Source organism: Brevibacillus sp. M2.1A, assembly GCF_013284355.2.
Taxonomy (GTDB): domain Bacteria; phylum Bacillota; class Bacilli; order Brevibacillales; family Brevibacillaceae; genus Brevibacillus.
Window position 1 is genome coordinate 5,673,215 of sequence record NZ_JABSUY020000001.1, and the last position, 19,185, is coordinate 5,692,399.

Here is a 19,185-nt window from a genome sequence, read left to right on the forward strand (position 1 = left end):
TCATGACTGCAACACTCGAACAACGTCTGGATGCCTTTCGCCGTCTGGATGACGCCAAGCTGACATTTGCCCGCCGGGACTGGTTTCCCGGCACCAGTGGCAATCTCTCTATTAAAATACAAAACGATCCCTTGCAATTTGCTGTAACGGCAAGCGGCAAAGACAAAACCAAGCTGTCCCCCGAAGATTACCTGGTTGTGGATCAAGACTCTCGTCCAGTGGATGAAACTGCTCTCAAGCCGTCCGCAGAAACACTCATCCACGCCGTCGTATACAAAACGTTCCCGAAGGCAGGGGCTTGCTTCCACGTCCATACCGTATGGAACAACCTCATTTCCGAGCTGTACTTTGGACAACGGGCTTTCTCCATACAAGGACAAGAGCTGATCAAGGGACTCGGAATCTGGGAAGAAAACGCACGCATTACTGTTCCGATTGTTGAGAACTTTGCTGATATTCCGACCTTGGCTACCGAAATTGAAAAAGTGATTACACCAGAAGTTCCCGGCGTACTCATCCGTAACCACGGTATCTACACGTGGGGCGGCAATGACTTCGAGGCTAAGCGCCACCTGGAAGCTTTTGAGTTCCTATTCGAGTATCACGCCCGCTGGCTGCAATTGCGCCAAGCAGTCGTGTCCACTACAACCACCAATTAAGGAGGAATAAACGATGGCACAAATTCGTTTTCACGACAACAATGAGTACATTTCCGCACCCGAGGAAGTTGTCTCCTTCCTGGATACCCAAGAGATCATTTATGAAAAATGGGGCGTGGATCGCCTTGATCCAAAGCACCGTGATAACTACAGCCCGACAGACGAGGAGAAACAAGAGATTCTCGACACCTTTAAACCGGAAATCGATGCAATCAGCCAACGTCGCGGTTACTTGACAGCGGACATTATCGTCCTCTCTGACAAAACACCTAATCTCGACGAGCTGTTGGTGAAATTCAAGGGCGAGCATCACCACACCGACGATGAGTGCCGCTTCTGCGTCGATGGTCACGGTATTTTCGCTATCAAGGGCAAAGACGGTCGCTACTTCGACGTCGAGCTGGAGCCGGGCGATCTGATCTCCGTACCACCGAACTACCGCCACTACTTCACCCTGATGGACGACCGCAAAATCAAGGCGATTCGCCTATTCGTCACTCCAGCAGGCTGGGAAGCGATCTATTAATAACGACCCCCTGGCATTTACTGATTGCCAGGGGGTTTTGTCTTTCACCCTTCATTTTATGACACCATTTCCCTTGATCGATACGTCTGGCTTGATTTCAACAACGGCATTGGAAAACGCCTTCGTCCAATCATCCTCTACCTTTTTGTATTCCTTATATTCATGAGCACGCGCATAGAGACCAAACCCAAACGGATCTATACCGGTTTCCTGGCATTTCTTGATTAACTTCATGTAATCCTTCTGCAACTCGTCACTGATCATTCGCTCCATCTTTTTGTAGTCCTTTTCCATGTTGAACGGAAACATGCGCTCCGATATGGAAACTCGCAACCTGAAATGAACGTCAAAATGAAACCGACCGTTCTGATAGGTTGTTTTTACTTTTTTTTTGACGCCCTTGATAAAAAAACTGATCCTGTCTTTCGTAATTTGTTTTTGATCGTCCGTCTCTTTAATCGGGATGGTGACAGACAATTCCCCTTGTTTTTCATGGATCAGCGTTTGCAAAAGAATCGTATCCCGCGGTTCTATCGAGTCTACGTACGTTCCATTTTTTTTTAACAAAGCTGTCCCCATTACCTTGACCGCCCGCTTTTCTTTCTTCAACTCAGTCAAGCTAGGTGTCATCCCTTTTTCATACATTTGTCGATGGAGCTCCTGCGCCCTCGTCTTTACTGTCAGATTTCTTTTATTGGCTGTGTCAATCAGCGTTGTTACATGAATGGACAGACGAGGCTTGTCCTTTGGTTTATAATCAAACAACTCATGCAACGGACCATCAAGCATAGCCACGCGGGCGTTGACACTGAACTTTGCATCCCGAAAAACGACATCCAGCAACCGAAACCAGTCCGGGTGAGCCAGTAGCTTTTTCCCAAACACGAGCACCTGAATTTTGCCTGCTTGGGTCAAGCCTGTTACTCGCTCATCAAACCCCATTCTTGACTCTCTAATCGTAGATGACCGAATGCCGTATTCCTCAGATTTTTCCTTTGCCTCACGATTGAACACCGGGCTTGAGATATAAAAGAGAAGCTCGTTTTTTTCGTTCAAATCAATTCCGACCATCAGCGATAAAGTAGTATCCTCCAAATTGATTTGATCCCTGCAACCTGCCAACATGGTTACCAGCAAGCTCAATAACAGTACCTGAGCAAATGCCCTCATGCTTTTTTCCCCCCTTCTGCTCGTTTCGATAGCCTGATCGGCCCCCAAGCCAATAAAGGAAGTGCATAAGCAAAAACCAAGCCTGCAAAGCTCCAAATTTGTATCGATTTCTTCAGATCAATAAAGGATGGCGTATAAAACCATAGCGCCACTGGAACCAGAAGAAGGAACAGGCGCAAATGCTTGCGGTGATCCTTCATGCCGAATAACTGACTGGATGAAAAGACACAGAAATAGATGTACGGCAATGCAGTCGTTGACAATATAAACATATAAGTAGAGAGAAAAAGAATATCGACACGTTCTAAAAAGCGGAACTCAATGGCTTTCCATAAATTGAGCGTAGGCCATGTATACTGCGTGATTTCATCGGGGCTAAAGTATGCAAAGGAAACGACAACGACAGACAGATACACGAACAACGTCAATGTATTCGCAATGACAATGCCAAGAGGCGCATATTGCTTTTTTTGAAGAAAAGGGTAGGCAAAATAACCAAACTCAAATCCAAGAAAGGAGAGTACGGTGGATTTGCTCGCTTCCCATATCGGGTGCCAGCCCTCCTTGATCACTGGCAGCAAGTTTAGCCAATGAACCTCTCGATAAGCCGTCGTGAGAACAAAAGGTATCCAAAGCGTAAGATAGAATACGAGCTCGGCGTACCTTCCGATGGCGCGAACCCCTCCCTGGAGAACAAAATAAGTTGGCAGCGTAAAAAGGAACACGACGACATAGGCGGGTGTCTGAGACAGGAGCCAAACATTAATGATTCCCGTGGCATTTATCAGCAAAACGAACGCTGCAACCCCGCAATAAATGAACATGAGAACAATAGCGACTCGACCGAGCCACTTCCCCAGGATCAATGGGAATATATCGATGATCGTCTTCTCGGGATACTGCTTCATCATGTTCGTGATGACGAGACTGACTAGCGTTGCCGCAAGCCATCCGATCAAAAGCGATATCCATCCATCGGTGCTCGCCTTCTCCGCCAAATCTCTGGGAATCGTCAACACGCCGATCCCTACTTGTGCCCCATGAATGAGGAGAATGTACTGAAGGACGCTCAATTGGTTGTACGTGTACTTTTTCATCACCCGTCCTCCCTTGGCCGATTATCGCCTTGTCTTTCCTCTTCAATCGTATGGGTTGACAGGGGACGCTCTTTCATTTTCCACAGTGGCAGGCGGATAAACAAATCCTTCCAATCGCCGAAGCGCACAGGAGCAAGAGGGCCTCCATAAGGAACGCCTAATGATTCCAGCGTAATCAAATGGCCAATCAGTGCCATTAATCCCACAATAATTCCAACGAACCCAAACATCGCAGCGAGGATCATCATCAAAAAACGAATAAGCCTGACTGCCGAGGCCATATCGTAGTTCGGAATAATAAAGGATGAGATCGCTGTAAATGCAACGACGATCACCATAATATTGCTCACAATCCCTGCTTGCACAACCGCTTGACCAATCACGATACCTCCCACGATACCCACAGTTTGTCCAATAGGAGCCGGCAAGCGAATACCCGATTCCCGGAGCATTTCCAGTGTGAGCTCCATAATAAATGCCTCTAACAAGGGTGGGAATGGAACCCTTTCGCGGGACTCTCCGACTGACAAAATCAAATCGAGTGGGATAACCTCATAATTGAAAGAAATCAACGCAATATAAATCGCAGGTAAAAAAGTAGCAATCAAAAAAGCTAAATATCGAAGCAAACGAATAAACGTGGCAACAGGCCAGCGAGTACCATAATCATCCACACTTTGAAAAAAGGAGGCGAAAGTAGCTGGACCGATTAATACGCTCGGGGAGCGATCCACAACGACAGCAATCTTCCCTTGCAAGATGTGAGAGGCGACTGTATCCGGCCGCTCTGAGGTCAAAAACTGCGGAAACAGTGAGTAAGGATTATCCTCGATATACTCCTCCAGTTCAGACGCGTTGAGAATCGAGTCAACCTTGATCATCTTGAGCCGATCCTCCAGCTCCTGTAATATTTCCGGATTCGCCACATCAGCCAAGTACATGAGCGAGAGCTTTGTAAGGCCTCGTTCTCCCAACCACATTTCTTTTATTTTTAATTCACGGTTGGGAATATAGCGGCGAATAAGGGCAATGTTATGCGTGTCCGTTTCGACAAATCCTTGGTGTCCGCCTTTAAGCGCAGCCTCCAACTGTGGATCTTCTATCGCCCGCTGCGGCCATCCATTCGTTTCAATCACAAGCACTTCTTTTCGACCCTCGATAAATAAAAGACTGCTCCCAAGCAAAATCTCGGTTTCTACTTTCCGAAAGTCGTAAGCAACGGATACCTTTCCGACAGATAACAGGTCAAAAACAGTCGATTTCTCACCCTCTGGGTGTGACAAAAGCGGACGAAGCACATTGTTGTTTATAGAGTTTTTGTCAACCAAGCCATTCAGGTAGACGAGAGCAACCATCCCCTCTATATGCTGGCACGCAAACGTCCGAATGACCAAATCGGGTGTCAGCGTAAATATTGCATTCAGCTCCGCAAGGTTATCACTTAATCGCTCACTGATCTCACGGACACGGATAGGCTCACTCGAGTGGCTCATCCTGTCTTTGACAGATGTCTTTTTTCTTCTCAGCCACCCTCTCATCGCCATCTGCTACAGCTCCCGCCCTTTTCCGAAGTATGTTCCATTAGCGTTCGTGAGAGCCTCCCAAAATATGCATGCAACTTGGCACATCTTGCCGCTGAATCGAATAAATCCCAATACCCTGCAAATCGCAAATAACCGTAAGAATGGCAGCTAAATGGAGTACTACCGCTTTAGCCATCTTCTCTGGAGGCGGTGAACGTCAAAGTGACGATTCACCGGGCGAGATTTCGAAGGTGAAGAAAGTGCGTGAAATGCGAAAAGAGCAAAGCATTGAGCTTTGCTCTTTTTCCCATTTCCTTTTTGAAACTACACTATATATGCTCCTGCTTCGATCACGCGATCAGCAATCGAACGTTTGAGTGCCACCGTGTTGATCGGTGTGCGGCGGGTCAGCTTTTTGAGGATCGAGAGGCGCAGTCGAAGCTCGTCGCCCTCTTCCATCGCCGCCAATGCTTCTTTTGCCCAGCCTTCGATTCGATCGAATGCTTCATGCACATAGACAGCGGTCATTTCCAGCTTTTGCTGCTCAGCTTCGATGCCATTTGCCGCCATTGCTTTCTCTGTCCGCTTCACGATGCTGTCCATAGCATACAGCTCGATCAGCATGTCAGCCGCAAATGCCAAGAGCTCCTGTTCTTTGGACATTTCCTGTTGGTATTTCATCAACGCAGATCCTGCCACCATCAAAATGATTTTGCGCGTGATGTTGATCAGATGCTTCTCCATTGCCAAAGGTGCATCTTCAATCTCTTCTGGATAATAGCTCATCAGATCTGCTTGCAGACTGCTCGCTGCTTGCATGAGCGGTAGTTCGCCTTTCATCGCCTTTTTCACGAGCGTATCCGGGATGAGCATGCGGTTGATTTCGTTCGTTCCTTCGAAAATGCGGTTAATCCGTGAGTCACGGTACATGTTCTCGATCTCATACTCGGACATAAAGCCATATCCGCCGTGGATTTGCACGCCTTCGTCCACGCAGTAATCCAAAACCTCGGTGGCAAATACTTTATTGATCGAGCATTCGATTGCATAATCCGCAATCGCCTTCGCAACCTCGGCGCCATCATCCGCTTTTTCACCCAATCGAGTCAGCGCTGTATCGAACAGACCGACTGTCCGATAGACGGAGCTTTCTGCCGCATACGTTTTCACTGCCATGTTCGCCAGTTTGTTTTTGATTAAAGTAAAATTGGCAATGGGCGTTTTGAACTGCTTGCGTTCTTTTGCGTAGTTCGTCGCGAGTTCCACCGCTTTTTTCGAGGAGCCGACTGCGCCCACCGCGAGCTTGTAACGACCAACGTTCAAGATGTTGAACGCGATCACGTGACCTCTTCCAGGCTCACCGAGCAGATTGGCTACCGGCACAGGTACATCTTGCAAAATGACCGTGCGCGTCGAGGAGCATTTGATCCCCATCTTCTTCTCTTCCGGTCCAAACGAAACACCTGGGAATGTACGCTCGACGATAAAGGCAGTAAATTTCTCGCCATCAATTTTCGCGTATACGATGAACACATCAGCAAAGCCAGCATTCGTGATCCATTGCTTCTCTCCGTTGAGAATATAGTGCGTGCCATCTGCGGAGAGCGTCGCTGTCGTTTTCGCTCCCAATGCATCTGAGCCAGAGCCTGGCTCTGTCAAGCAGTAGGCAGCGATTCGTTTTCCAGACGCCAGATCAGGCAGATAACGCTGTTTCTGCTCCTCGTTTCCGAAGTACACGATTGGCAGTGATCCGATACCGACATGGGCGCCGTAGCTGAGCGCAAAGCCGCGAGCCAGCGAGAACTTCTCTGTGACGAGTGCAGTGCTGACTTTATCCAGCCCCAGTCCCTCGTATTTCTCCGGAACGTCACCAGCCAACAAACCAAGCTCCCCTGCTTCCTTCAACAGCCGAACCGAAATATCAAATTGGTGGTTTTCAAGCTCTTCCAGATGAGGACGAACTTCATTGTTGACGAAATCCTCCGTCGTCTTGGCAATCATCTTTTGCTCTTCAGTGTACTCTTCTGGCACGAATACATCATCAGCTGAACCTGCATCGATCAAAAAGCTTCCACCGCGGATCAAATCTTTTGTTTCTGCCATTACTATCCCTCTCCTTATTTTAAAATTAGATCATCTCAAAAACGCCAGCGGCTCCCATTCCCCCGCCGATACACATCGTAACGACTCCGTATTTGCCGCCTCTGCGCTTCATTTCATTCAAAAGCTGGACGGTCAGCTTGGCACCACTGCAACCGAGTGGATGCCCTAATGCGATAGCTCCACCATTTACATTGACCTTTTCAGGATCGAGTCCCAGCTCGCGAATGACGGCAATCGATTGAGAAGCAAACGCTTCGTTTAGCTCAAACAGATCGACATCCTCCAAGCTGATCCCCGCCAGCTTCAATGCTTTTGGAATCGCAACAACTGGACCAATCCCCATGACATCAGGGTCTACGCCGCCAACCGTAAAGGAACGGAACTTGGCAATCGGCTCGACACCCAGCTCGGCTGCTTTTTCGGCAGACATCACGAGAACTGCTGCCGCACCGTCGCTCGTTTGCGAGGAGTTTCCTGCTGTTACGCTGCCTTGCACGTGAAAGACTGGTCTCAGTTTGGCGAGTGCCTCCATCGTCGTGTCCGCGCGTGCTCCTTCATCCTTGTCGAAAACACGTTCCTGGACGTGAAGCTTGCCTGCTTCATCCACAAAATGCTGCTTGATTGTCAATGGTACGATTTCATCCTGGAATTTCCCTGAAGTAATCGCAGCCGTCGCACGCTGATGGCTTTGCAGAGCAAAAGCGTCCTGATCCTCACGAGAAATGTTGTACCTCTTCGCTACTTCTTCAGCCGTATGCCCCATGCTCATGTACGCTTCCGGCTTCGTTTCTACGAGAGTCGGGTTGAGTGCGATTTTGTGACCGAGCATCGGCACCAGACTCATGCTCTCCACCCCGCCAGCGACAATCACATCGGAGCTGCCGACCATGATCTGCTGAGCAGCGTAAGCAATCGTCTGCAAACCGGAGGAACAAAAGCGATTGATCGTGATCCCCGATACATTGGTCGGCAATCCGGCACGCAGTCCGATCAAGCGAGCCATATTCATGCCTTGCTCAGCTTCCGGTACAGCCGTTCCCATGATGATATCCTCGATATCAGCCGGATCGAGCTGTGGAACGCGGCGCAACAGGTCGCTTACAACTGCGGCTCCCATATCGACTGGGTGAAAATCCTTGAGACTTCCTTTTTTCGATTTACCGATAGCGGTGCGGGCGCCCGCGACAATAACTGCTTCTCTCATCGTTATCCCTCCCTCTCCCTAGTTACGCAAAGGCTTGTTTTTAGTCAGCATGTGCTGCATACGTTGCTGGCTTTTCGGCGTTTTGATCAGTTCGAGGAACGCTTGCTTTTCCAGCTCGAGAATGTAGCTCTCTGTCACTTCTGTACCTGCTGGCACGTTACCACCGGACATAACATAGGCAACTTTGCTTGCGATCAGCTCATCATGGTCTGAAATATATCCACTCTTTTTCATGGCGTAAATATTTTGGCGCAGGTTCGCATAACCCGTTTCGCCGATAACGCGAATTTTGCGTGGCGCAGGCGGTGTGTAGCCTTCTTTATCCATCGTAAGCACCAGTTGCTTCGCATCGTATAGCAGATGATCAGCATTCACGCTGATGCGGTCGGTCGGTCGCAGGTACCCCAGATTGATGGCTTCCTGACCACTCGTAGATACCTTTGCCATGGCAATGGCTTCAAACGCCTTCGCAACGAACGGGAACGGATCAACTGGCATGCTGCCCCCCTCCGGAACGTTTTCCATTGCTCGGAACAGCATCTCCTTCGTTCCTCCGCCACCTGGCAGAAGTCCTACTCCCACCTCTACCAATCCGAGGTACGTCTCTGCCGATACCTGCACACGATCCGCGAGGTAGACCACCTCCACACCGCCGCCCAGCGTCATGCCGAACGGTGCTGCGACGACTGGACGATGCATATAGCGCAGTGCCCGTGCGGTTTTGTGGAAGTTCGTGACAAGCATATCGAGCTCCAGCCAATTCTCATCCTGTGCTTCCATCAACGCCATCGCGAGATTCATCCCGACGCAGAAGTTTTTGCCTTGATTACCGATGACCAGACCGGCGAAGTTTTTCTGCACTTCCTCTGCGGCCTGACTTGCCATGTGCAAGACATCCATTCCGAGTGCATTGTGCGGGGAGGTGAATTCCAGACATGCGACTCCATCGCCCATATCGATCAAAGCGGCACCCGCATTTTTCTTGATCAGCTTGCCTTGTTCCTTAAGGGCTGCCAAGTTGATGTTTTCCTTGCTCTCTTCGATGTCCTTGTATGTGCCTCCGATGGAAAACACGCTGCGCTTCCCTTGCTCTTTTTGATAAAAGGAAGTTTTCCCGCTCGTGAGCAGCTCCTCGACAAGTGCCGGAATCTTCTCGTTTTCTTCACGCATTTTTGCCACTGACTTTTCGAGACCAATGGCATCCCATGTTTCAAACGGCCCCATTTCCCACCCGAAGCCCCACTTCATGGCCTGGTCAACAGAGACGATATCGTCAGCGATCTCATAAGCCTTTTCCGCAGAGTACAGCAGTACCTTTTTGAAGACATTCCAGACAAACTCACTGCCCTTGTCCTTGCCATATGCGAGCGCTCTCAACTTCTCAGGCAAAGTCTTGGCTGTTTTGGCCGCTTCCAGGGAAGGGAACTTCGGCCTTACACTTGGACGGTATTCCAGCGTGTCAACCGACAATGCCAAAATCTCTTTGCCTTTCTCCGTTTTCACCTGCTTGAAAAAGCCTTGACCTGCCTTTTGCCCGATCCATCTTTTCTCCACCATTTGCAGAACAAATTCTGGCACTTCAAAAACGGAGCGCTCCTGCTCATCCGTGCTTTTGTTCCTGACGTTACCCGCCACATGCACGTACGTATCCAGTCCGACGACATCGAGTGTGCGGAAAGTCGCGCTTTTGGGACGGCCGATGACCGGACCTGTCAATGCGTCTACCTCATCTACTCCAAGCCCCAGTCGCACCATTTCGTGGATCGACACCTGCAACCCATATGTACCGATGCGATTGGCGATGAAGTTAGGCGTGTCCTTGCAAACGACCATTCCTTTTCCGAGCACGTGCTCACCAAAATGCTTCATGAAAGAGATGACTTGGGGGTCTGTATCAAGACCCGGGATCAGTTCCAACAGTTTCAAGTAACGCGGTGGGTTAAAAAAGTGCGTGCCAAGGAAATGCTTGCGGAAGTCATCGGAGCGTCCCTCTGCCATTTCGTTGATAGAAACCCCAGACGTATTGGAAGACACGATGGTTCCTGGCTTGCGATGCGCTTCTACCATAGCGAAGACGCTTTTCTTCACCTCGATGTTCTCGACAACTACCTCAATAATCCAATCGACCTCGCTCAAGCAAGTAAGATGGTCCTCGAAGTTACCAACTGTAATCAGGTCGATGTTCTTTTTATCGTAGAGCGGCGCCGGCTTCTCCTTCAAAAGTCGGTCACGGCCCGCTTGTGCTATCCTGTTTTTCACCACGCTATCAGACAAAGAAAGTCCCTTTTTACTCTCATCTGCTGTCAATTCACGCGGCACGATGTCCAGTAAATAAGTGGGAATACCGACGTTGGCTAAGTGTGCTGCGATCCCGGCGCCCATGACGCCTGAACCGAGAACTGCCGCCTTGCGAATTTTGCGTTCCATCTCCAAATCCTCCTTTTTAAAACCCTAGTCATGGCTTATTCATGGTCAAAAGAATGGCCTCGCAACAGTGAATACCTAATATTCAGACGAGCAGAGTATTTTTAAAACTTCTACTTTCTCCATAGATATTCCTGTGTGCCTCAACACATGTCTTATGTTGAATGAATGCTCATTCAGTATGTGGGTTAAAAAATGACATCCCACTTTTTGGCTGTCTTACAAGCCCGGAGATGCTACGCTCCCACCAACTGAATCACCGTTCAGTTTTTATTGTAATCGAAAATTCTGTCAGTTGCAATCGTCACTTCACGAAAGAAATGAAAAAGGGCACACGGTTGTCCAGTGCCCCCTTTTCTGTGCTACTTTTGCGAATAAATCAGCGCTGTGATCTTGCGTCCGTAAGCGTTGGACGCGTCTTCTTCCAATCGGTATTCAATCTGGAAGTCTCCGTTTTTCGGGTCTGGATAATGAGCAATCACCCAGAGGGTTTTCGAATTGTTTTCGTCTGCCTTGACCGATACTTTTACCGGTCCGTTGTATGCAGGGACTTGCTCCAGCTTTGCCATGCTTTTTATCGCATCGTCTGTAAAGAGCGCAGACAGCTGTTTCTGATTTTTGGTTTCGTACGCCAAATTCGCAGCTCGTAAATACACCTGCGCGATGTGCTGCTGATTCGCAGGTGAACCACGGAACTGCAAAGCTACATCCGTCCGGTAATAATCAATCAGTCGATCCATCACAACGATGTATTCTGCACGCGTCAGGATCTTGTTTGGAGAAAAGTTCTTGTCCGTCAGAAACAAATTGAATTCCCGGATCGCCAGTGGGTATGGCGAATATGTATCCCGATAGAATCGGTCGCGCTTCCATTCATAATAGCTGTTAAAGAAAGAGACTGTATCTTGTGGTTTTATATTGGCCGTTCGGAATTTTTGTGGTGCGAGCATATGAAACATGATCAAGCTGGCCTCTTCTCTTGTCAGTGGCCACTGCATCCCGCCATTGGACATCCACCAGTCCGGATTTTCCTTTTCTTGCTTTTTCATCAAGTGCCCGGTTTCAGCCAAATATAGATAGTACAGCATCCGGTCTCCTGGATCAAACTTGCCCAGATCGTCCGTTTCGATTTTCATCATGGTCTTTAGATTGCTCAGCAGTTGCTCTACTTCCCCCCGGAGTAGATAGCGATGATCCAGGTTTGGCTTGCGTACTGGCTTTTCTATCGGTCCGTATACGGTTTCAAATACGCGATTCAGCATAGCCAAAGCTTCGCCTCGAGTAACTGGCTTGTTTGGGTAAAAAGGCTGATATCCCTGTCTCTTTATGATGCCCAAATCCGCCATTTTGTCGATCTGCTCACGTGCCCAATGTCCCTGTATGTCCGTATACATACCAGGCGTAGCCGCATTCGCACTCCCTGAAAAAACGCTTTGCACTACTAGCAGTGCCAAGAGAAAAACGATAGCAAAACGCTTTACCATGACTTACGATGACTCCTTTCTTTTCATGATCGTTTCCTTACTCCCTTTTTTTGGTAATTCGACCCCAGTAGCATCCATTCCTGCCATATTGGTCTATTTTCCTGGGTCTGATCTCTCCTTTTCTTGTATCGGGAGGAAGACCGAACTTTGTTATACTTTTTCAAAATAAATGAAAAAGAGCCGCACTTTGTATGAGCGGCCCAATTATATCCTTTTTCTCTATGCGCTGACTATCCTTCAATCTGCTCTGACCAGCCTGGTCCCTTGGTCACAAGCAGCCGAGATAAGAAAATGTTGATGAGGGTGAACAGGACGATAATCCCAAGAGCGGTCCCTAACAAGGATGTCCCTAGCGAAAAACTGTAGAACGACTAGGCCTCCTGCCATAAGGCCTGTAACCAGAGGAAATAAAAAAAGAGCCGTCGGTTATCCCAACAGCTCTCATGATTAGTTTTGTGGTACAAAGCTACCATCACGCAGCATAGTCAATTCGCCCATGATGAATGCTAAATCTTCGTTTTCGTCCAATTTGCCACTTTCTTCCAATGCTTCCAAACGACGCAGCAGCATATTAGCAAAATCTTGAATTTGTACCGGTTGTCCTTCCGTATCCGCATCATCCAAAATTACAAAACCAGTCAAGGCTTCCAAGTGGGTCACGATACGGAAACCGCCGATTTCCCCCAGGAACTCTGGCTTGTTCATTTTTGATTTCTCCAATTTTTGCAGCATGGACAAAATATCATTCGCTACCACGCTCGGAAAAGCAACCTGATAAAAGTTGCGATTTTTCGCTTCATCGGTTTTGATAATCAACACATCAATACCGTCCGGTTTTTTTGCTTTTTTGCCAAACCCAAACATATATTCCACCTCAATCGTTCGATCTGTCCAACTCTCTCCATGATAGACATAATCCGAGAGTCAGACAACCCCTATCCATATATTTACTAGGCTATTTGTCTTTTTTGACACACACGCTAACGTTAAACCACTGCTCCCAAGTGAGGTGCGCCATGAAAGTTAACTGGAAAAATTGGATGTTTATTCTCGCTCTTTCTTTACTCGTCACAGGATGCCTGACGCAAGTAAAGCAGGATCAGCAGGCAAAAATCAAGGCCAAAACACAGAGTAAGCCTGCCAAGCAGTCTGCCATCCAAAAGCTTGGCGACAACAAGATGGATGTCGTCCTTTTTTTGAAACAAGCCGAGCATCAGCTGGAAAATGTATATTACGCTGCTGCGGACAATGCGAAGGGCAAATCTGTGATTGAGGATGGTCTCGTCTTTCGGGAATTGCCTAAGCGCTTCGACAGTAAAGACAAGATAACGGGGTACTTCGGTCGTTTTTGGAGCCGTCCACTGGCAGAAGCCATGTACGACAACATGACAACCAAGCTGGTGAAGGAAAAAGTATACGTAGCTATCCCACGCGTCGACTATCCGACTTTGATCTCTGTACGAAACACGACTGTTCAAAAAAACAATGGAGAACTCAGTGTGACTGTAGAAGATGTAACCGATTCCTCCTTTGCTTCTGACCGCACGCTGCGCTACCGACTCGTACGCGATCAAAAGACAAAACGGTTCGAAATCAAATCACGGATGGGCGCTTATGGAAATGAACAATTTCAATAAGCCTCTTGACATTTCTTATGGACCCAGCGAATAATAGTGAATTAATAAGCACATAGTGAGCGGCAATGACGGGGAATAGTAAAACCGCCCTTCAGGTCCAGAGAGCGAAATCCACCGGCTGAGAGGTTTCGTCCTTGAATCGGTTTGAACCCACCCCAGAGCATCCAGGGAAGACCTGGACAGGTTTCTTTCACCTGTTATCAAAGAAAGAGAGCCGGGCGTTTCATGGCTGAAGTATGCCTTCAGTCCAAAACGTCAAATAAGGTGGTACCGCGTGAGGTCTTCAAGCCCTTTCGTCCTTATCAAAGAGACGAGAGGGCTTTTTTCTGTGAAAAACGTCTCGACGTTTTTCATAAAGGTGGATGCGACCGCTTGCGGTCAACAAAACGGTCATGACCGTTTTGTATGCAAGAAGGGGGTTTTGAACATGAAAAAGGGTAAGTTGCGTTTGGTAGTAAAGGTGGGGAGCAGTTCAATTGCAGCAGCTACAGGCGGTGTTGATCCGGCGAAAATGTCGCTGCTCGTCTCTGCTATCAGCCAGTTGCGCGAAGCGGGTCATCAGGTTGTCTTGGTCTCCTCGGGAGCTGTCGCCAGCGGCTATCAAAGTCTCGGCTACCAGCAGCGACCGCGATCCTTGGCAGCCAAGCAGGCAGCGGCAGCCATCGGGCAAAGCTTGTTGATGCAAACCTATACGCAAATGTTCGGCGCCCATAACTTCAGCGTGGCGCAAATCTTGCTCACACGCGGTGACTTTTCTCACAAGGAACGGTATCAGCACGCATTCTCCACGCTGTCACTGCTTTTAGATAAAAACATTTTGCCAATCATCAATGAAAACGACACGGTATCTGTAGCGGAATTGACTTTCGGCGACAATGATATGCTGGGCGCACTCGTCGCTGGTCTCATCCATGCCGATTTGTACATGATCCTGACTGATACGAATGGCCTGTATGACAAAGACCCGCGTTATCATGCGGATGCCAAACACATGGGCTGGCTCGAATGTGTGACGGACGAAATCGAGGCACTTGCAGGCGGAGCTTCCCAACTGGGAACAGGCGGTATGCGCTCCAAGCTGATCGCAGCCAAAACCGCCCAATCATTAGGAATTCCCGGCTTTATCGGAAAATTGACGAATCCCACTGATTTGCTAGATGTCCTTACTGGCAACGGGAATGGCACCTACGTCAACTATCATCCAGAAGCACCTGCAACGAACGGCGTTCCTACACGTAAGCAATGGATTGCGCTTCACTCCCCTACCCGCGGAAAAATTACGGTGGATAGCGGTGCAGCAGAAGCGATTTTGGAAAACAGCAAAAGCTTGCTCTTGGCAGGTGTCCGCGATGTATCCGGCATGTTCGAGCAAGGTGAAGTTATCGAGGTTTACTGTGAGGGTACGTTGATTGGTCGCGGCATCAGCAGATTCACTGCAGCACAGCTAAGTGACTTTCTTTCCCCTGATAACGTAACGCGACACAGCGGTACTGTTATACATCGGGATGAATGGACACCTGTCATCTAAACGAATCCATGTAGATAGAAAGATAGGAGTTGGAGAAACCATGGAAAACTTGAAGGAAAAAGTGCACACACAAATAAGCCTGGCCAAACAGGCTTCACGAAAAATGGCAATACTCTCACGCAAAGAAAAAGACGAGGTACTCGTCGCAATCGGCAACCAGTTGCTCGCTGATGAGGCCGTCATTCTCTCCGAAAACGCCAAGGACATCGCCATAGCGGAAGCAGACGGTCAGCCTGCCTCCTACCTGGATCGTCTCCTGTTGACGCCGGAGCGAATGGCACAGCTAGTAGATAGCCTGGCGCAGCTGGTATCTCTCGATGATCCGGTCGGGGAACGGATGGACTCATGGACGCGGCCAAACGGACTTTTCATCGAACAAATCCGCGTCCCTCTCGGCGTCATTGGAATGGTGTACGAAGCCAGACCGAACGTCACCGTTGACGCAGCAGCTATCGCCATCAAAACAGGCAATGCGATCGTCTTGCGCGGCAGCCACAGCGCTGTTCATAGCAACCTCGCGTTGGTGACCAGCATTCGTCAGGCGCTTACTGCGACCGGACTTGACGCGGAAGCGGTGCAGTACTTGCCTTTTGCCGAGCATGCCTCAGTCGATTACTTGTGCACCGCCAATGGTCTCGTCGATGTCATCATCCCTCGGGGTGGCGCAGGACTGATCCAGCGGGTTCTGCAAATCGCAAGTGTTCCCGTACTCGAAACAGGCGTCGGCAATTGCCACATTTATGTGGATGAGGCGGCTCACTATGACATGGCTGAAAACATCGTGATCAATGCCAAAACAGGTCGGCCTGCCGTATGCAATGCTGCCGAAACACTACTCATGCACCGCAGTTGGCCACAGGAAAATCAACGTGCCTTGCTCCAAAAGCTCCTGGCGAAGGGCGTTGAGCTCCGCGTTTGTGAGCGTACGATAGAGCTGCATTCCGACCTAGCCTCTCAGTTGCACCATGCAACATCAGAAGACTGGGATACGGAATACTCTTCTCTGATTCTGGCGGTTCGCACTGTCGATAGCCTGAGCGTGGCCATTGAACATATTACAGCGCATACTTCCGGCCATTCCGAGGCAATCGTAACGGAAGATGAAGTCGCTGCCCGTCAGTTTTTGACTGCGATCGATGCCACAGCGGTTTATCACAACGCCTCTACCCGCTTTACAGATGGGGGAGAATTCGGCTTCGGTGCTGAGATCGGCATCAGCACGCAAAAGCTTCACGCTCGTGGGCCAATGGGCTTGTCAGCGCTCACTTCTTACAAGTATGTCGTACGCGGAAACGGTCAAATTCGATAGTCAAAAGGGAGGGAATCACCATGGGTAACCAAGCAACAGCGATTACAGAAGGACGGATCGGTTTTCTCGGTGCAGGCTCGATCGTGGAGGCCATGCTTTCCGGTATCGTAAAGAAAGGCTTACTCCCTTCTGAGCGTATTTCCGTCACCAACCGCAACAACATGGAGCGTTTGGAGCAGTTGGCAAATGACTACGGGGTAACTGCTACCCAGGACAAATTTGAAGTAGTCCGTTCTTCCGATATTTTGATTTTGGCCATCAAGCCGAAGGATACAGCAGAGGCTTTGCAGGATTTGCGTGGGGTCGTTCGTTCCGACCAATTGATCATTTCAGTGGTCGCTGGCGTCTCCACCAGCTTGATCGGAGAGTGGCTCGGCGCAGAGTGCCCGATCATCCGCACGATGCCCAATACATCGTCTGCCGTTGGTTTGTCCGCTACCGGACTGTCCGCGAATCCGTTTGTCCAGGAAGAGCACCGCGAGCTGGCTACCAAGCTTTTCGAAGCAATTGGTACCGTATATGAAGTCGCCGAGGAAGAGCTGGACATCATTACTGGATTGTCTGGAAGCGGTCCTGCTTATATTTACTATTTAGTAGAAGCCATGATGGGGGCGGGTGCCACAGCGGGACTGGATCGGGAAATGGCACGCCAATTGACGCTGCAAACCGTGATTGGGGCGGCACATATGCTACTCGATACACGCGAAGAGCCTTCTATTCTCCGGCAAAAAGTAACGAGTCCGGGTGGAACGACTCAGGCAGGACTGGAAGTATTGGAGGCCTATCAGTTTCAGGAGGCCGTTACTGCAGCCATCTTGCGTGCTGCCGAAAGATCGCGGGAGATGGGGGCACAATACCAGTAAAGTCGTTTTGTCCCCCCTTCTTGTCATGTATAATAAAAAAGATCAAGCATAATCGAGAGAAATGACGAAGGAGGTCCCATGGAAATTTACGCCTTGTACGGCACCAGTGGAACAGGAAAAAGCACCAGTGCATTAGAACTTGCTCACCGAATGAACATCGACGCCATTATTGATGATGGCATCCTGATTTACCAGGGACGCAAGGTGGCCGGAACCTCTGCCAAATATGAGAAGACAAAAATTCAGGCGGTCAAACGAGCAATTTTTCATTATACGGAGCACGCTGAAGAAGTACGGCGAAGTCTTGGCCAGATTCAACCAAGCCGACTACTCGTGTTAGGAACTTCGCAGCGGATGATTGGTCGTATCGTCGAAGCGCTGCATTTGCCTTTTCAGGTGGACTTCATCCCGATTGAATCCATCAAGCCTCCGCAGGAAATCGAGGCTGCCCGCTACATTCGGGAAACAATGGGCAAGCACACGATACCGATTCCGCGTGTGGAAGTAGAAAAAGATTTCCTTCAGCGCCTCATCTCTTCAGCCCAACAGATTTTCAGCTCGAAAAAAGAAGTCATTGGGGAAACAACCGTGGTTCATCCTCCGTTTTCAGGTGGACGCATCATGATTCATCCTCAGGTGTTGCGAAAAATCGTGGAAGCGACCTGTGACCAGTTTGACGAGGTCCATCATGTGGTCAAGATCGTCTCCAGCTTTGAGGATTTGCCTCGGTTTCAGGTTTCGATTGCTCTTAAACTGCCTTACATGACAAATATTCCAGCACTTATCCATGCCCTTCAATCTACGTTGTACAAAGAAGCTCAATATTGTCTCAATATCGCTCCCGCCAGCATCGACATTGTCGTTTCTTCTCTGGAGCTAACCTAATCCGGTCCTTTGCGACCGGATTTTTTTTTGGCTGCAATCCTCAGGGGTTACATCCTGACTTGTTGCTCATCCTATACATGATTCCATCTGAAAGGAGCAACCCGATGCCATCTATCCTGTCTTCCAAGCCCTTTACACAAGCTCCGATTCCCGAACCGCCGAAGGTCATTTCGACAAAGGACTTGAGCTATCTCAAAGATGCTTTGTCTTGGGAACTGATCGCTTTCAAAAAGCTGCATGCTTTTGCACAGCAAGCTACTGATCCCCAGGTCAAGCAATGTCTGGAACAGCAAGGACAAATGCACCAGCGACACTACCAAAAGCTGCTGAGTCACCTGCAAAACAACAACACCGCAGTGATGGCGACCATTCCGCAGATGCAGTCCCAGCAACAGCAATCACAACAGCAACAACAAATGCAGTAAGGGAGGAATCGGGATGCCAAACCAAAATCAGATCGCCAATCCGCAATCCGGTCAGCTGCCACAAGTAAAAGGTCCGCAAATGAACGATCGTGATTATCTCAACGATTGTTTGGCTACCTGCAAATACTTGACAGATAACTTTAACATTGCCGTTCGTGAAGCCAGCCACCAACAGCTTTATGATGACATGCTGCAAATTTTGAATGAAACCCATCAATCAGCCCGCGATGCTTTTAATCTCATGTTTCAAAAGGGATGGTACAAGCTGGAGGCTGCCGAGCAGCAACAACTTCAGCAAGCTTATCAGCAGTTTAGCGGGTACTCCACCCAGTTCCCTTATCATTAAAC

The 19,185-nt window shown here is 49.0% G+C and carries 17 protein-coding genes; 9 read left to right on the top strand and 8 right to left on the bottom strand.

What is annotated here, in order from left to right:
* Positions 1-2 precede the first annotated feature (2 nt).
* Together HP567_RS27060 and HP567_RS27065 are read left to right on the top strand one after the other, a co-directional pair.
* Positions 3-659 (top strand): methylthioribulose 1-phosphate dehydratase, encoded by a 657-nt coding sequence (locus HP567_RS27060; RefSeq protein WP_064201529.1) that lies wholly within the window; start codon positions 3-5, stop codon positions 657-659.
* A gap of 13 nt (positions 660-672) precedes the next feature.
* Positions 673-1,185, top strand: a complete 513-nt coding sequence (locus HP567_RS27065; protein ID WP_015893125.1) for a 1,2-dihydroxy-3-keto-5-methylthiopentene dioxygenase — start codon at positions 673-675, stop codon at positions 1,183-1,185.
* A gap of 51 nt (positions 1,186-1,236) precedes the next feature.
* Here the strand turns inward: HP567_RS27065 and HP567_RS27070 are convergent, their stop codons facing one another.
* From HP567_RS27070 to HP567_RS27105, 8 genes are all read right to left on the bottom strand, one after another.
* Positions 1,237-2,355 (bottom strand): Ger(x)C family spore germination protein, encoded by a 1,119-nt coding sequence (locus HP567_RS27070; protein ID WP_173609982.1) that lies wholly within the window; start codon positions 2,353-2,355, stop codon positions 1,237-1,239.
* Positions 2,352-3,452, bottom strand: coding sequence for a GerAB/ArcD/ProY family transporter (locus HP567_RS27075; protein ID WP_173609981.1), 1,101 nt, complete (start codon positions 3,450-3,452; stop codon positions 2,352-2,354). Before HP567_RS27075 ends, HP567_RS27070 begins: the two co-directional genes overlap by 4 nt.
* A complete protein-coding gene (locus tag HP567_RS27080) occupies positions 3,452-4,996 on the bottom strand; it encodes a spore germination protein (protein WP_173609980.1) in 1,545 nt (514 codons plus the stop codon). Before HP567_RS27080 ends, HP567_RS27075 begins: the two co-directional genes overlap by 1 nt.
* Before the next feature lie 303 nt (positions 4,997-5,299).
* Positions 5,300-7,078 carry an acyl-CoA dehydrogenase family protein gene (locus HP567_RS27085; protein ID WP_173609979.1) on the bottom strand — a complete coding sequence of 593 codons (1,779 nt, stop codon included), beginning with the start codon at positions 7,076-7,078 and terminating at the stop codon, positions 5,300-5,302.
* Positions 7,079-7,103: 25 nt separating this feature from the next.
* Complete coding sequence (locus HP567_RS27090) at positions 7,104-8,282, bottom strand: acetyl-CoA C-acetyltransferase (protein WP_173609978.1); 1,179 nt, start codon at positions 8,280-8,282, stop codon at positions 7,104-7,106.
* A gap of 18 nt (positions 8,283-8,300) precedes the next feature.
* Entirely contained in the window at positions 8,301-10,709 is a 2,409-nt protein-coding gene (locus tag HP567_RS27095; RefSeq protein WP_173609977.1) for a 3-hydroxyacyl-CoA dehydrogenase/enoyl-CoA hydratase family protein, read from the bottom strand.
* Positions 10,710-11,068: 359 nt separating this feature from the next.
* On the bottom strand, positions 11,069-12,190 hold the full coding sequence (locus tag HP567_RS27100; protein ID WP_173609976.1) for an S-layer homology domain-containing protein: 1,122 nt from the start codon (positions 12,188-12,190) through the stop codon (positions 11,069-11,071).
* Between the two features lie 447 nt (positions 12,191-12,637).
* Positions 12,638-13,054: a hypothetical protein gene (locus HP567_RS27105; protein ID WP_173609975.1), complete on the bottom strand. Its 417-nt coding sequence runs from the start codon at positions 13,052-13,054 to the stop codon at positions 12,638-12,640.
* A 152-nt stretch (positions 13,055-13,206) separates the two neighbouring features.
* On the opposite strand from HP567_RS27105, the gene HP567_RS27110 reads away from it, so the two are divergent.
* The 7 genes from HP567_RS27110 (at position 13,207) to HP567_RS27140 (ending at position 19,183) form a co-directional block, all read left to right on the top strand.
* Positions 13,207-13,827: a hypothetical protein gene (locus tag HP567_RS27110; RefSeq protein WP_173609974.1), complete on the top strand. Its 621-nt coding sequence runs from the start codon at positions 13,207-13,209 to the stop codon at positions 13,825-13,827.
* 427 nt (positions 13,828-14,254) lie between these two features.
* Positions 14,255-15,355 (top strand): glutamate 5-kinase, encoded by a 1,101-nt coding sequence (proB, locus tag HP567_RS27115; RefSeq protein WP_173609973.1) that lies wholly within the window; start codon positions 14,255-14,257, stop codon positions 15,353-15,355.
* A gap of 40 nt (positions 15,356-15,395) precedes the next feature.
* Positions 15,396-16,664, top strand: coding sequence for a glutamate-5-semialdehyde dehydrogenase (locus HP567_RS27120; RefSeq protein ID WP_173609972.1), 1,269 nt, complete (start codon positions 15,396-15,398; stop codon positions 16,662-16,664).
* Between the two features lie 20 nt (positions 16,665-16,684).
* Positions 16,685-17,527, top strand: coding sequence for a pyrroline-5-carboxylate reductase (gene proC, locus HP567_RS27125; RefSeq protein ID WP_173609971.1), 843 nt, complete (start codon positions 16,685-16,687; stop codon positions 17,525-17,527).
* Positions 17,528-17,605: 78 nt separating this feature from the next.
* Positions 17,606-18,412 (top strand): hypothetical protein, encoded by an 807-nt coding sequence (locus HP567_RS27130; RefSeq protein WP_173609970.1) that lies wholly within the window; start codon positions 17,606-17,608, stop codon positions 18,410-18,412.
* Positions 18,413-18,516: 104 nt separating this feature from the next.
* Positions 18,517-18,837, top strand: a complete 321-nt coding sequence (locus HP567_RS27135) for a ferritin-like domain-containing protein (protein WP_142497014.1) — start codon at positions 18,517-18,519, stop codon at positions 18,835-18,837.
* A 13-nt stretch (positions 18,838-18,850) separates the two neighbouring features.
* Positions 18,851-19,183 carry a spore coat protein gene (locus tag HP567_RS27140; RefSeq protein WP_173609969.1) on the top strand — a complete coding sequence of 111 codons (333 nt, stop codon included), beginning with the start codon at positions 18,851-18,853 and terminating at the stop codon, positions 19,181-19,183.
* The last annotated feature ends 2 nt before the right edge of the window (positions 19,184-19,185 follow it).

Excerpts from the sequence above, each read along its gene's own strand:
- HP567_RS27090 (WP_173609978.1), bottom strand. The coding sequence starts at position 8,282 with ATGAGAGAAGCAGTTATTGTCGCGGGCGCCCGCACCGCTATCGGTAAA.
- HP567_RS27080 (WP_173609980.1), bottom strand. The coding sequence starts at position 4,996 with ATGGCGATGAGAGGGTGGCTGAGAAGAAAAAAGACATCTGTCAAAGAC.
- HP567_RS27100 (WP_173609976.1), bottom strand. The coding sequence starts at position 12,190 with ATGGTAAAGCGTTTTGCTATCGTTTTTCTCTTGGCACTGCTAGTAGTG.
- HP567_RS27060 (WP_064201529.1), top strand. The coding sequence starts at position 3 with ATGACTGCAACACTCGAACAACGTCTGGATGCCTTTCGCCGTCTGGAT.
- HP567_RS27085 (WP_173609979.1), bottom strand. The coding sequence starts at position 7,078 with ATGGCAGAAACAAAAGATTTGATCCGCGGTGGAAGCTTTTTGATCGAT.
- HP567_RS27105 (WP_173609975.1), bottom strand. The coding sequence starts at position 13,054 with ATGTTTGGGTTTGGCAAAAAAGCAAAAAAACCGGACGGTATTGATGTG.
- HP567_RS27075 (WP_173609981.1), bottom strand. The coding sequence starts at position 3,452 with ATGAAAAAGTACACGTACAACCAATTGAGCGTCCTTCAGTACATTCTC.
- HP567_RS27120 (WP_173609972.1), top strand. The coding sequence starts at position 15,396 with ATGGAAAACTTGAAGGAAAAAGTGCACACACAAATAAGCCTGGCCAAA.
- HP567_RS27135 (WP_142497014.1), top strand. The coding sequence starts at position 18,517 with ATGCCATCTATCCTGTCTTCCAAGCCCTTTACACAAGCTCCGATTCCC.
- HP567_RS27070 (WP_173609982.1), bottom strand. The coding sequence starts at position 2,355 with ATGAGGGCATTTGCTCAGGTACTGTTATTGAGCTTGCTGGTAACCATG.
- proB (WP_173609973.1), top strand. The coding sequence starts at position 14,255 with ATGAAAAAGGGTAAGTTGCGTTTGGTAGTAAAGGTGGGGAGCAGTTCA.
- HP567_RS27130 (WP_173609970.1), top strand. The coding sequence starts at position 17,606 with ATGGAAATTTACGCCTTGTACGGCACCAGTGGAACAGGAAAAAGCACC.
- HP567_RS27065 (WP_015893125.1), top strand. The coding sequence starts at position 673 with ATGGCACAAATTCGTTTTCACGACAACAATGAGTACATTTCCGCACCC.
- HP567_RS27140 (WP_173609969.1), top strand. The coding sequence starts at position 18,851 with ATGCCAAACCAAAATCAGATCGCCAATCCGCAATCCGGTCAGCTGCCA.
- HP567_RS27110 (WP_173609974.1), top strand. The coding sequence starts at position 13,207 with ATGAAAGTTAACTGGAAAAATTGGATGTTTATTCTCGCTCTTTCTTTA.
- HP567_RS27095 (WP_173609977.1), bottom strand. The coding sequence starts at position 10,709 with ATGGAACGCAAAATTCGCAAGGCGGCAGTTCTCGGTTCAGGCGTCATG.
- proC (WP_173609971.1), top strand. The coding sequence starts at position 16,685 with ATGGGTAACCAAGCAACAGCGATTACAGAAGGACGGATCGGTTTTCTC.